The sequence below is a fragment of the Massilia luteola genome (genome assembly GCF_034420155.1).
GTDB lineage: Bacteria > Pseudomonadota > Gammaproteobacteria > Burkholderiales > Burkholderiaceae_D > Telluria > Telluria luteola.
In genome coordinates this window covers 1-13,167 of sequence record NZ_JAXOFN010000021.1, presented here as the reverse complement: position 1 = coordinate 13,167, position 13,167 = coordinate 1, and the positions used below count along the sequence as shown (strand labels likewise).

Genomic DNA, 13,167 nt, shown 5'->3' with positions numbered 1-13,167 from the left:
CTTAAGAGTTCAGGGTGATGAAGCCGCCGTCGATCGGATAGTCGGTGCCGGTGATGAAGGCCGCTTCGTCGCTGCACAAGTATAACGCCAGCGCGGCCACCTCGGACGGTTTGGCCATGCGGCCGATGGGCTGGGTCTTCGACAGCTGCTCGAACATCTCCGCCTCCCGGCCCGGATAGGTCCGCGCCAGGAAGCCGTCCACGAACGGCGTGTGCACCCGGCCCGGCGAGATCGAATTGCAGCGGATCCCGTCCTGCAGGTAGTCCTTGGCGACGGACAGCGTCATCGCCATCACGGCGCCCTTGCCCGTCGAGTACGCAAAGCGCTCCTTGATGCCCACCCAGGCCGCGACGGACGCCATGTTGACGATGACGCCGCCGCCATTCGCGCGCAGCTGGGGGATCGCGGCGTGCAGGCAATTGTAGACGCCCTTCACGTTGACGTTCATGACGCGGTCGAAATCCTCTTCGCTCGTCGTGTCCGCCTTGCCGATGTGGGCGATCCCGGCATTGTTGATCAGGATGTCGATCGGACCGATCGCCGTCATCAACGCCTCGACATCGGCCTGGCGCGATACGTCGCAGGCGTGCGACGTGACGCGGCCGGCCTCCTCGCGGATCTCGCGCACGACCTGCAGGCAGGCGGCGTCGTTCAGGTCGACCACGTGCACATGCGCGCCCTGCTGGGCAAACAGCTGGGCGATCGCTTTGCCGATGCCGCTGCCGCCGCCCGTGATCACGGCCGTCTTGTCGTTCAGTCTAAACACGTTTCGTAACTCCTATTGAAGATGGCGCCGCCGCGGGGGCGTCCCGGCCGTCCTGCACGAGCGCGGCGCGCGCGAACCAGGCGATGACGACGAAGCACAGCAGCGGCACCGCGTAGCCGAACTGCACGTTGTGCGTCACGTCGCTGACGAAGCCGAACAGCAGCGGCAGCAAGGCGCCGCCGACGATCGACATGATGATCAGGCCACTGCCCATGTCGGCGTGGTGGCCCGCGCCGTTCAGGCCCAGCGAGAAAATCGTCGGGAACATGATCGACATGAAGAAGGCGATGCCGATCACGGCCGCGATGCTGAGCAGGCCGTGCGCCACCATCGCCACCCCCGCCAGCACGATGCAGGCCAGCGCATACCGCCACAGCAGCCGCGCGGGCGCCACCACGCGCATCAGGCCCGTGCCGACGAAGCGCCCGACCATGAACGCCATGCCGCAGCCCCACCCGAGGTAATCGGCCGCGGTGACGGGCGACACGCCCGCCGAGCGCGTGGCGTACAGGATGAAGAAGCTGAACACGCAGACCTGCGCGCCCACGTAAAAGAATTGCGCGATGGCGCCGCGGCGGATCGACGGCACCCGCAGCGCCGCGCCGACCGAACTCTTGGCCGGCGCATTGCCCGACCGGCCGCCGATCTCCGGCAGCTTGAGGAAGTAGAACACGACGGCGAGCACGAGGATGACGAGCCCGAGCACCATGTACGGCCCTTTCACGCTGGCCGCTTCCGCCGCGAGCGCCGCCTGGCGTGCCAGCGCGGGCATCGCGGCCAGCTGCTGGTCGTTCGCCCCATGCACGAGGATCAGGCGCGCGCCGATGATCGGCGCCAGCGTGGCCGCCAGGCCGTTGAACGACTGGGCCAGGTTGATGCGCTGGGCCGCCCGTTCCGGCTTGCCCAGCAGGGTCACGTACGGGTTGGCGGCCGTCTCCAGGATCGTCAGGCCGCAGGCGATGGTGAACAGCGCGGCCAGGAACACCACGTACTGCTGCGTGTTCGCGGCCGGGATGAACATCAGCGAGCCGGTGGCGAACAGCAGCAGGCCGCAGATGATGGCGGCCTTGTAGCCGGCCCGCCGGATCAGCAGCCCGGCCGGCAGCGCCATCACGAAGTACGCGATGAACACGGCCGAATCCACGAGGGCGGACTGCAGCACGGTCAGGCTGAACGAACGCCGCAGGTGCGGGATCAGGATCGGGTCGAGGTTATGGACGAACCCCCACATGAAAAACAATGTGGTGATCATCACGAGGGAAAACCGGTACTGCCGCGTCGAGGGGTCCGTCATGTCTGCTAAGTCTCCGTTCCGGTGCCTGGCCTGTATTTCGCGCCAGCCATCCACATACGCCACGCGTGGGCACGGGGTGCCCACGCGCAGCACCGATCATCCACATGCGGCACGCGCGGCCACATGGCGATCAGCCGTCGATCAGCGCCTCGTTCCAGGCGTGGACGGTCTGTTCCTGTTCGCCCAGCCCGGCAATGCCGAGCCGCATGCGATCGCCCGGCGCCAGGTAGACGGGATCCGGCTTCTGGCCCAGCCCGACGCCCGGCGGCGTGCCCGTGCTGATGACGTCACCCGGCTGCAGGGTCATGAACCGGCTGATGTAGCTGACCAGGTGCGCGACCGTGAACACCATCGTACGCGTGTTGCCCGTCTGGTAGCGCTGGCCGTTCACTTCCAGCCACATGTCCAGGTTCTGCGGATCCGGCACCTCGTCGGTCGTCACGAGCCACGGGCCGACGGGACCGAACGTATCGCAACCCTTGCCCTTGTCCCACTGGCCGCCCCGTTCCAGCTGGTACTCGCGCTCGGACAGGTCGTTCACCACGCAGTAGCCGGCCACGTAATCGAGGGCATCGGTTTCGTCGACGTAGCGGGCGCGCTTGCCGATCACGACGCCGAGTTCCACTTCCCAGTCGCTCTTGACGGAGCCGCGCGGCAGCACCACCGCGTCGTTGCAGCCGATGATCGAGCTGGTCGCCTTCGTGAACAGCACCGGCTCGGCCGGCACGGCCATGCCCGATTCGGCCGCATGGTCGGAATAGTTCAGGCCCACGCAAATCAGCTTGCCGATGTCGGCCACGATGGGCGCGTAGCGCACCGGCTGGGCCACGGCCGGCAGGCGGCTCGGATCGATGTCGGACAGGCGGGCCAGCAGGCCGCCGGCCAGCTGGGCCGAGGTCAGGTCGGGCACCACGCCGGACAGGTCGCGGATCACGCCGCCGGCGTCGAGCAGACCGGGTTTCTCGGCGCCCTTGGGGCCGAATCGCAGCAATTTCATGTCATTCCTTTGGTACGGGTTGCATTAAATGGTTACGCCGCCGGGACCGGCGCGTTCGGGTCGAGCACGCCGGCCCGCCTGAGCGCCGCCCACAGCGACGCCGGCAGCGGCTCGTCGAACCAGTGCGCGTTCTGGCACAGCTGGGCGATGTTCTGGGCGCCGGGGATGCACGACACCACGGCCGGATGGGCCATCGGGAACTGCAGCGCGGCCGCCTGCAGCGGCACGTCGAACGCGCGGCACACGGCGGCGATGGTCCGCACCCGCTCGACGACGGCGGCCGGGGCGTCCTCGTAATTGAATTTGTTCGTGCCGGCCAGGATGCCGGAGTTGAACGGCCCGCCGATGACGACGGCCGTCCCCGCGCGCGCACAGCGGTCCATCAGCGGCGCCAGCGACGCCTGCTCCAGCAGCGTGTAGCGCCCGGCCAGCAGCACGCAGTCGAGCGCGCACACATCCAGCGCGTCGGCCACCACTTCCCACTCGTTGACGCCGAGGCCGATGGCCTTGATCGCGCCCTCGGCGCGCAGCTGCTCCAGCGCGCGGAAACCGCCGCCCTCGGTCAGCTGTGTCCAGTAGTGCGCATGGCGCTCGCCGTGGGTGACGCGGCCGATGTCGTGCACGTACAGGATGTCGACGCGATCCAGTCCCAGGCGCTGCAGGCTGTCCTCGTGCGAGCGCAGGATGCCGTCGTGCGTGTAGTCGTAATGGGGCCGGAACGGCAGCGGCGCGGCCCAGCCGCACTCGCCCGGCCGCACGGTCGCATCGGGCCGCATCAGGCGGCCCACCTTCGTGCTGACCAAGTAAGCGTCGCGCGGCCGCGCGCGCAGCGCCGCGCCGAGCCGGCGTTCGGACAGCGTGAAGCCGTAGTACGGCGCCGTATCGAAATAGCGGATGCCCAGGTCCCAGGCGGCATCGACGAGCGCCAGGGCGTCGGCTTCCGCCATCGGCTCGAACAGGCCGCCCAGCTGCGCGCAGCCGAGACCCAGCCGCGTGAACGGCAGGCCTTTCGTCCGCCTGGTTTCCGTGTCGTTGCTCTCCATCCTAGGCGACCTTCAACGGCAGGCAGCCCGGCCCGATCGGCTCGAACTGTTTATAGGTGAGGATGAATTCCTGGTGGCCCAGGTCTTCCGACTTCGTGCACGCCCCGTTCGCGACGCCCGCGACCAGCCCGACGATCTCGGTGCCGACCTCCTCGATGCTGGCGTGCCCCGTCAGGATGCGGCCGGCGTTGACGTCCATGTCTTCTTCCAGGCGCGCATACGTCGCCGGGTTGGCGCACACCTTGATGACGGGCGAAATGGCCGACCCGACCACCGAACCGCGCCCCGTGGTGAACAGCGTGACGTGCGCGCCGCACGCGATCAGCTCCACGATCTCGGCGTTGTCCGAGATGTTCGGGAAGCCGAAGCGCGGCTCGCCGTCCGGCACCACGTCCAGCAGGTACAGGCCGCCGGTCGGCGGCAGGTCGCCGGGCTTCAGGATGCCGCAGATCGGCGACGCGCCGCTCTTGGCGTAGGCGCCCAGCGATTTCTCTTCCAGGGTCGTCAGGCCGCCGTCCGCATTGCCGGGCGCGAAGCTGCCGTGGCCCATGATCGTGTAGTAGCGCGACGCCTTCTCGACCGTGCGCACGATCTCGTCGCCCAGCTCGGGCGTGACGGCGCGGCGCTTCATGTGGAATTCGCAGCCGACCAGTTCACCCGTTTCCTCGAATATGCAGGCGCTGCCCGCCGCGATCAACTGGTCGAACGCCGCGCCCACGGCCGGATTGGCCGTGATGCCGCTGGTGCTGTCCGAGCCGCCGCAGATCGTGGCCACGACCAGTTCATCCAGCCGCATCGGCACGCGCTCCTGGCGCGCCAGGTCCTCGACGGCCCACTGCACCCATTCCACGCCGCCCTTCACGCCCGAGCGCGTGCCGCCCACGTCCTGGATCGTGACCGTGTGCACGGGCCGCCCGCTGTCCGCGACGGCATGGGCCACGCCGCCCTTGTCGAAGCTCTCGCAGCCGAGCGACACCAGCAGCGCCGCGCCCACGTTCGGGTGCGTCAGCACGCGGCGCATGATCGCGTCCGCGTATTCGTTCGGATAGCAGCCGGGGAAGCCGATCAGGTGCACCGGCTGGCCGGGAAACGCGTTCACGATCAGCCGCGCGACGTGGTGCGCGCATTCGACCAGGTAGGCCACGACGACGACGTTGCGGATGCCCTTGCGGCCGTCCGCGCGCGGATAGCCCGTCAGGGCGGTGCCGGGAATATCGATGGTGCTCATGGTGCCTTGTGTCCGATGAAGTGGTGCCCGTCCTGGTCGAGCGTGAAAGTCGGGATGTAGTCGCTTTCCAGGTTGTGCGTGTGGATGTGCGCGCCGATCGCGATGGGGACCGTGGCGGTGCCGATGATGGCGCCGTAGCGCAGCACCTTGGTGCCGGGCGCGAGGTCGCGGCGCGCGACCTTGTGGCCGAGACGGACGTCGCCGGGAAGGGTCACGGCGCGGTCGTCGATGACGACCGTGGCGCCGGCCTTGAGGTCGACGCGGGCGATGAGGCAGTTGTCCTCGCGTGACATGAGCAGCAGGCTGCCGGCCTGCGCTGGGGTGGTGCTGGACATGACGATCCTTTACTGCTGACTGGAGTAGTGTGCCAATTGTATTCTATAAATTGAAAACATACGATAGTTTGCTGCGCTGCGCTGCAACATGAACAGGCGACAATAATATTGCTATCGCGCAATATAAGGTAAGATCGGACAATGTAACGCCATATTTATCTCGATGTCATGAATCCGAAGTTGACCCAACGCCTTTCCGGGCTTGCCCTCACCTGTCTGGTCATGCAGGCGCCTGCCCAGCAATTATCACTGAAGCAATTTGGCCAGGGCGAAGGACTGGGCAATCTGGCCGTCACGGCGCTGGCGCAGGATGGTGCCGGTTATCTCTGGGTCGGCACGGAAAACGGCCTGTTCCGTTTCAATGGCGCGGATTTCCGCCGCTACGGCGCGCCGGACGGCCTCGCGGATGCCGATGTGACCGCGCTGTTCGCCGGCCGCGCCGCGGGAACCTGGGTCGGCACGTACGAGAATTTCTACCGCCTCGACGGCGGGCGGCTGTCCGTCGTCCTGTACCAGGGCAAGCCGATCGCGGTCTGGCCGGGACAGGTCGGCGCCGAGGGGCCGGACAAGGACGTCCTGCTCGTCACGGAGGGCCGCCTGCTGGCGATCGCACGGCACGGCGGCGAGACCAGCGTCCGCAATTACTTCACCCCCGCGCAGATACGGGCCCGGCCGGAACTGGCAAAAATCGCCAGCATCCACGTCGATGCGGACGGCAGCCTGCGGATGGGATGCATGCAGTCCTTGTGCACCGTCAGTCATGGCCGTGTCGTCGTCGACGGGCGCGACGCCGGCCTGCCCGCGGATAAATGGACCAGCATCGCGCGCGACGCCGCGGGCACGCTGTGGATCCGCAGCGCGACACGCGTCTTCGCACTGCCGGCAGGCGCCGGGCGCTTCGAGGAGCGCACACCGGACGAGATACGCAAGCATTCCCTGCGCACCGAACTGCAGGTGGACGCGGATGGCAGGGTGATGACCAATGCCGACTCGGGCCTGGTGCGCTGGCATGCGGGCAAATGGGAATCCTTCGGCAGCGACCAGGATCTGCATGCCGGCGGGGGCGTCACGGCCATCCTGCAGGACCACGAGCACGGCATCTGGCTGGGCACCCTGGGACGCGGCCTGGTGCATTGGCTCGGCTATGGCAATCTGGAGAACTGGACCGCGTCCCAGGGATTGCCGGACGACGTCGTCATCTCCGTGCGGCGGGACCTCCACGGTACCCTGCACGTAGGCACGCGCTCGGGCCATGCCTCGCAAGCCCCCGGCGGGCGCCGGTTCACGGCCGACGCCGGGCCGGCTGCCTTTGCCGGACACCAATGGGCGGGCATGGACACCGACACGCAGGACCGGTTATGGGCCGGCACGTATTCCGGCCTGCTGCTGCGCCGCGACCGCGCCGCGCGAACGACGTTGATCGCGCATCAGCCGCTGATCAGCCACGTGCTGGCGGACCGTGGACGCATCTGGGTGGCGACCGCGAACGGCCTGCGCGTACTGCCCGACACAGCGCCCGCCGGCGCGCAACCGCAAGCGGCGCCCATTCCCGCCATGGCCGGCCGGCACCCGCAAAACCCGGTGAGTTCCGGCTGCGCGGACCGGCACGGCGACCTGTGGTTCGCGAGCGTGGCCGACATCCTGCATTTCAACGGCCGTGACTGGGAGGTATTGCCGTTTGGCGCAGCGTTGCATGGCCGCGACATCGTGGCATTCGCTTGCACGCGCGACGGTACGCTGTTGGCGAGCACGTACGAAGGCTTGTGGCAGCTTCAGCCCCGCGGCGTCCCCCGCGCCACGCGCATCGATGCGCCGGTGTTGCGCGATCGCGCCATCCATTCGTTGGCCGAAGACAGCCGCGGCTGGATCTGGGCGGGACTGGACGTGGGCTTCGCGGTATGGAACCGCAAGCGCTGGCGCCTGCTGAACCAGACGCACGGCCTGGCATGGAACGATTCGAACGGCTACACATCATACGAAGACCATGACGGCTCGATGTGGCTCATCACCAGCAACGGCCTGTCGCACGTCCTGCATCCCGAACGCCTGTTCGATGCCGCCGCACGCAAGCCGGTGATCGAAGCGGCGATCCGCGCCGGCCGCCCCCTGGCGGCAGGCGCCGCGGCATTGCCGTGGACGGCGGACCAGCTCGTATTCCACCTCGCCAACCTGCAATACGAGGACCGCCAGGGATTCCATTATCGATTCCGCCTGCTCGGCGTCGACGATCAGTGGAATGAAACGGTGCAGCCGGAAGTGCGTTATGCGGCCCTGCCGGGCGGCGATTACCGCTTCCAGCTCGTTGCCGTCGACAATGAAACCGGGGAGCAGTCGGCACCGGCCGAACTGGCCTTCTCGATCGCCCCGCCCTGGTGGCGCAGCGGCCTTTTCTACGGACTGTGCGTCGTCGCCACGCTGGGTGCGTTTTATGGCTTCCATCGCGTCCGCCTGCGCGCGCTGACGCGGCGCGAAACCAGGCTGGCGGCGCTGGTGCAGGAAAGAACGCACGAGCTGGAACTGTCGCGCGAGGAGATGCGCGTACGCGCCTTGAAGGACGGGCTGACCGGCTGCTGGAACCGCAGCGCGACGATGGAAATCGTCGAGCGCGAGATCGAGAAATGCCTGCGCTCGGGCGAGAGTTTCGCGCTGGTGCTGCTGGATCTGGATTACTTCAAACGGGTCAACGACACGCATGGACACCTGGCGGGCGACGCGGTGCTGGTGGAAACGGCGCGCCGCCTGAAGTCGGCCGTGCGGCCTTACGACGCGGTCGGGCGCTACGGCGGCGAAGAATTCATCATCGTATTGCCCGGCTTGACGCTGCCGGCCGATTCGGGCCGGATCGATGCGTTGCGCGGGATCGTGCGCGCCGAACCGGTCGACATCGGCACGGGGAAGACACTGGCCGTCACCGCGAGCTTCGGCGTCGTCGGCTTTACGCCCGCGACCCGCCGCGATCCGCTCGAACTGATCGGCCGCGCCGACCAGGCGCTGTACCGGTCGAAGAACGAAGGCCGTGACCGTATCAGCTATGCGGACTAGGGATGGCGTCGCCGGCTGTCATTCCACGGCGGCCTGCGCAATGGCGACGAACGCGTCCACCAGCGGACCGCCGCCGTCGGCATGCCGTGCGAGCAACATCGACGTCGTGGCCGCGGCGTCGACCAGCGGCCGGTAGACGACGCCCTCCATGTGGATCCCTTCGAAGGAACTGGGCAGGACCGAAATGCCGCAGCCGGCGGCGACGAGGCCGATGATCGTCGACGGCTCGCCCGCCTCCATCGCGATGGTCGGGGAAAAGCCGGCGGCGCGGCACATGTCGAGGATCTGGTGATAGATGCCGGTGCCGGCTTCCTTGGGAAACACGACGAACGCCTGGTCCGCCAGGTCGTTCACGGCGATCGATTTTTTCCGCGCGAGCGGCCCGTCCGCCGGCAGCACCAGCCGCAGCGGATCGCGGCGCAGCATCGTCACCGCCACCGTGGACGGCAGCGGCATGGAGGCCGGCCGCACGAAGCCCACGTCCAGCTCGCGCGCCTCGATCTTCGCCAGCTGCGGCAGCGTGGCCATCTCCTGGAACGTCAGCAGCACGCCGGGATACTGCTGGCGGTAGCGTCGCACGACCTTGGCGAACAGCGGCGTGAACGGCGTGGAGAACGTGAACCCGACGCGCAGCTCGCCCGCCTCGCCCAGGTGGGCGCGGCGCGCCGTTTCCTTGGCCTGTTCGGACAACGCCAGCATGCGCCGCGCGTCCGCCAGGAACAGCCTGCCCGCTTCCGTCAGCAGGACGCGCCGCCTGTTGCGTTCGAACAGCCGGGCGCCGATCTCGTGTTCCAGCGCCTGGATCTGCTGGCTCAGCGGCGGCTGGCCGATGTGCAGCCGTTCTGCGGCGCGCGTGAAACTCAATTCTTCCGCCACGGCCACGAAGTAACGCAGGTGCCTGAGTTCCATGTTATCTGTTTGAACGATAAGTAACGCCACAAATATATATTGGACAGTCAGTTCCGGCAATCCTACGATGGGATATCGTATCCTGCCCGGTCCCGCCATGTCCCGTCCCGTCCCCACCTACCGCCGTACCAACCGCGCGCTGTTCTTCGGCGGCTTTTCCTGCTTCGCGCTGCTGTACTGCGTGCAGCCGCTGATGCCGCTGCTGGCGCGGGAGTTCGCGCTGACGCCGGCGCAGAGCAGCCTGTCGCTGTCCCTGGCGACGGCCGCGCTGGCCGTCTCCCTGCTGTTGTCGTCCGTCCTGTCCGACCGCCTCGGGCGCAAGAACATGATGGTCGTCGCGCTGGTCGTGTCCGCGATCATGACGGTGGTGGCGGCATTCGCGCGCACCTACCCGCAGCTGCTGGCGGCGCGCACGCTGCTGGGCTTCGCGCTGGGCGGCATGCCGGCCGTCGCGATGGCGTATCTCAGCGAGGAAATCGAGCCGGCGTCGCTCGGGGTGTCGATGGGGTTGTACATCAGCGGCAATGCGTTCGGCGGCATGATCGGGCGGATGCTGGCGGCGATCCTGTCCGACTTCCTGTCCTGGCGCGCCGCCCTCGGCGTGATGGGTGTCGCGGGCCTGCTGGCGGCATGGGAATTCTGGCGCAGCCTGCCCGCATCGCGCAACTTCCGGCCGTCGTCGGGCGGCATGGCGACGACGCTCTCCGGCCTGCGCCGCCACTTCGGCGACGCCGGCCTGCCCTGGCTGTTCGCGCTGTCGTTCCTGCTGATGGGATGCTTCGTGAGCGCCTACAATTTCATCGGCTTTCGCCTGCTGGGCGCGCCGTTCGGACTGCGCCAGAGCGTCGTCGGCGGCATCTCCCTGCTCTACCTGCTCGGCATCTTCAGCTCGGTCTGGGCCGGCCGCCGCGCCGACCGCCTGGGCCGCCGCCACGTCCTGTGGACCGTCATGGGGACGATGCTGGCGGGCCTGCTGCTGACGCTGGCCCACAACCTCGCCGCGATCGTGGCCGGCATGGCCGTGTTCACGTTCGGCTTCTTCGCCTCGCACTCGATCGCCAGCAGCTGGGTGGGCCGGCGCGCCCGCACGCAGCAGGCGCTGGCATCGGCGCTGTATTTATCGTTCTACTATCTCGGCTCCAGTCTCGTCGGCTGGCTGTGCGGCGTGCTGTGGGAACACGGCGGCTGGGGCGGCGTCGTGGCGCTGCTCGGCGTGTTCCTGGGCGCCGCACTGATGATCACGCTGCGCCTGCGCCGGCTGGAGCCCGTGGCGCCCGCGCTGGTTGCGGCGTAGGACGCATCGACGCCGCGCCGGCTTGCCTCGCCCGGCGCGGATACGATCAGCGCCGCAGTTCCGACATGATCTTCTCGGCCAGGAAATCGCACGGCGGCCGCTTCGATTTGGTGCTGCGCGCGAGGATGACCTCCAGCGGGTCGATTTCCGGCAGCCCCTGCGCCTGGCCGAGCAGGGTGAGATGGGCGGGCACCGCGCAGCGCGCCAACGGCGCCACCGCCAGCCCCGCTTCGACCATGCTGAGGAGCCCCATCAGGCTCGGGCTCTCGTACGACGTCCGATACGGAATCTTCGCCCGTTCGAGGCTGCGGATCGCGTTCTCGCGCGCGACGCTGCCGGGCAAGAACACCGCGATCGGCAACGGCCGTTCGCTCCAGATGGCGCGGGCGCCGGGCGGCGCGGCCCACACCATCGGTTCGAAACGGATGAATTCTCCCGACAGGCCCTTCACGCGCGTCGCGCACACCAGGTCGACCGACCCGTCCTTGACCATCGGCGCGAGCGCCACGCTCGGCAATCCCACCACCTGGATCTGCACCTTCGGATAAGTGGCGGAAAACTTCTTGAGAATCGACGGCAGCAGCGACGACGCGTAATCATCGGGCACGCCGATGACGACGCGCCCGGTGATGTCCGGCCGCACCACGGCGGCCCACGCTTCGTCGCGCAGCGCGAGCATGCGCCGCGCGTACGTCAGCAGGACCTCGCCGTCCTGCGTCGGCGTGACGCTGCGGGGCCCGCGCACGAACAACGGCTTGCCGAGCGCCGTCTCCAGCGTCTTGATCTGCATGCTCACCGCCGATTGCGAACGGTGCACCACTTCGGCCGCGCGGCTGATGTTGCCGGTATCGGCCACGGCCACGATCATGGCCAGGACATCGAGATCGAGTGTTTTCACGGGTATCAGAAAATCTGATTGATTCGATCAATATTATGCGATTTTCTTGGTCTTGGGTGTGGTGCATAGTAGCGGAAAGGAGCCCAATCATGAACGCACGAACCGATCAACAAGTCCTCGCCACGCCGGAAACGTACTTCGCCACCCTGCCCTCGGGTGTGCGCATGCCGTACGTGGCGCGCGGCTCCGGCGCACCGCTGCTGTTCGTCCACGGCTCGCTGTGCGACTACCGCTACTGGAACGGCCAGGCGGACGTCCTGTCGCAACGCTTCATGTGCGTGTCCGTCAGCCTCAGTCATTACTGGCCGGGCGACGACACCGCGATAACGGGCACGTTCGGCTGGAGCACGCACGTCGCGGAGCTCGCCGAATTCATCACCGCGATGGACATCGGCCCGGTGCACCTGGTGGGCCACTCGCGCGGCGGCTGCGTTGCCTTCCACCTGGCGCGCGAATACCCGTACCTGGTGAAGTCGCTGACGCTCGCCGATCCGGGCGGTCCGCTGCACATCGAGGGCATGCCGGAAGCGCCGACGGCACCGGCGACCGATGCGCTGCGCGCGCAAGCCGCGGCATTGATCGGGAACGGCGCCATCGAGGCCGGCCTGGAGCTGTTCGTCGACTCGGTCAGCATGCCGGGCATCTGGCGCAAGAGCCCCACCGCGTTCCGCACGATGGCGATCGACAACGCGGCCACGCTGCCGAAGCAGTTCCGCGACCCGTTGCCGGCCTATACGCGGGCGGCGGCGGAAAGCATCAAGTGCAGGACGTTGCTGATCGCGGGCGCGAAGAGTCCGCGCGTGTATCGCCAGAACGTGGAGTCGCTTGCGGAGTGGATAACGGATGCCGAGGCGCGCACCATGGCGGGTGCGTCGCATGGGATGAACGTGACGCACGCGGCGGAATTCAACCGGTTGGTCGACGCGTTCGTCAGCGGCATTTGATACCGCCGGGTGGGCACGCCGTGCCACCCGGACGTTTGCGGTCCGCCGGCGTCACGCGTGGGCACACCGTGCCCACGCGGACGTCATGCATGGACGACCGGCTCAGATCGCCCTGCGCACCAGCAATTCCTTGATCTTGCCGATGGCCTTGTTCGGGTTCAGACCCTTCGGGCACACGTCCGTGCAATTCATGATCGAATGGCAGCGGAACAGGCGGTACGGATCTTCCAGGTTGTCCAGGCGCTCGGCCGTCGCTTCGTCGCGCGAGTCGGCGATGAAGCGGTAGGCCTGCAGCAGCCCGGCCGGGCCCACGAACTTGTCGGGATTCCACCAGAACGACGGGCACGACGTCGAGCAGCACGCGCACAGGATGCACTCGTACACGCCGTCCAGCTCTTCGCGTTCTTCCGGCGATTG

Annotated in this window: 12 protein-coding genes; 3 read left to right on the top strand and 9 right to left on the bottom strand. The window is 67.8% G+C overall.

Annotated elements, in window-relative coordinates; all coding sequences use genetic code 11:
- Window position 1 precedes the first annotated feature (1 nt).
- The 6 genes from U9J41_RS19915 to U9J41_RS19890 form a co-directional block, all read right to left on the bottom strand.
- Window positions 2-766: an SDR family NAD(P)-dependent oxidoreductase gene (locus U9J41_RS19915; protein ID WP_322403903.1), complete on the bottom strand. Its 765-nt coding sequence runs from the start codon at window positions 764-766 to the stop codon at window positions 2-4.
- Window positions 759-2,060 (bottom strand): L-fucose:H+ symporter permease, encoded by a 1,302-nt coding sequence (fucP, locus tag U9J41_RS19910; RefSeq protein ID WP_322403902.1) that lies wholly within the window; start codon window positions 2,058-2,060, stop codon window positions 759-761. The genes U9J41_RS19915 and fucP overlap by 8 nt, the downstream gene beginning before the upstream one ends.
- Before the next feature lie 130 nt (window positions 2,061-2,190).
- Window positions 2,191-3,057 carry a fumarylacetoacetate hydrolase family protein gene (locus U9J41_RS19905; protein WP_322403901.1) on the bottom strand — a complete coding sequence of 289 codons (867 nt, stop codon included), beginning with the start codon at window positions 3,055-3,057 and terminating at the stop codon, window positions 2,191-2,193.
- 32 nt (window positions 3,058-3,089) lie between these two features.
- Entirely contained in the window at window positions 3,090-4,100 is a 1,011-nt protein-coding gene (locus U9J41_RS19900; protein WP_322403900.1) for an aldo/keto reductase, read from the bottom strand.
- 1 nt (window position 4,101) lies between these two features.
- Window positions 4,102-5,328 carry a UxaA family hydrolase gene (locus U9J41_RS19895; protein ID WP_322403899.1) on the bottom strand — a complete coding sequence of 409 codons (1,227 nt, stop codon included), beginning with the start codon at window positions 5,326-5,328 and terminating at the stop codon, window positions 4,102-4,104.
- Window positions 5,325-5,663, bottom strand: a complete 339-nt coding sequence (locus U9J41_RS19890; protein ID WP_322403898.1) for a UxaA family hydrolase — start codon at window positions 5,661-5,663, stop codon at window positions 5,325-5,327. Before U9J41_RS19890 ends, U9J41_RS19895 begins: the two co-directional genes overlap by 4 nt.
- Before the next feature lie 180 nt (window positions 5,664-5,843).
- Here U9J41_RS19890 and U9J41_RS19885 point away from each other — a divergent pair, with 180 nt between their 5' ends.
- Window positions 5,844-8,705, top strand: coding sequence for a ligand-binding sensor domain-containing diguanylate cyclase (locus U9J41_RS19885; protein ID WP_322403897.1), 2,862 nt, complete (start codon window positions 5,844-5,846; stop codon window positions 8,703-8,705).
- A gap of 18 nt (window positions 8,706-8,723) precedes the next feature.
- Here U9J41_RS19885 and U9J41_RS19880 read toward each other — a convergent pair whose 3' ends face one another.
- Window positions 8,724-9,614, bottom strand: a complete 891-nt coding sequence (locus tag U9J41_RS19880) for a LysR substrate-binding domain-containing protein (RefSeq protein WP_322403896.1) — start codon at window positions 9,612-9,614, stop codon at window positions 8,724-8,726.
- 97 nt (window positions 9,615-9,711) lie between these two features.
- On the opposite strand from U9J41_RS19880, the gene U9J41_RS19875 reads away from it, so the two are divergent.
- Window positions 9,712-10,908: an MFS transporter gene (locus tag U9J41_RS19875; protein ID WP_322403895.1), complete on the top strand. Its 1,197-nt coding sequence runs from the start codon at window positions 9,712-9,714 to the stop codon at window positions 10,906-10,908.
- A 46-nt stretch (window positions 10,909-10,954) separates the two neighbouring features.
- Here U9J41_RS19875 and U9J41_RS19870 read toward each other — a convergent pair whose 3' ends face one another.
- Complete coding sequence (locus tag U9J41_RS19870; RefSeq protein ID WP_322403981.1) at window positions 10,955-11,776, bottom strand: LysR substrate-binding domain-containing protein; 822 nt, start codon at window positions 11,774-11,776, stop codon at window positions 10,955-10,957.
- A gap of 119 nt (window positions 11,777-11,895) precedes the next feature.
- Here U9J41_RS19870 and U9J41_RS19865 point away from each other — a divergent pair, with 119 nt between their 5' ends.
- Complete coding sequence (locus tag U9J41_RS19865; protein WP_322403894.1) at window positions 11,896-12,750, top strand: alpha/beta fold hydrolase; 855 nt, start codon at window positions 11,896-11,898, stop codon at window positions 12,748-12,750.
- Window positions 12,751-12,852: 102 nt separating this feature from the next.
- On the opposite strand, the gene U9J41_RS19860 is transcribed toward U9J41_RS19865, so the two are convergent.
- The coding region (locus tag U9J41_RS19860; RefSeq protein WP_322403893.1) for a 4Fe-4S dicluster domain-containing protein at window positions 12,853-13,167 on the bottom strand (315 nt) is incomplete at its 5' end.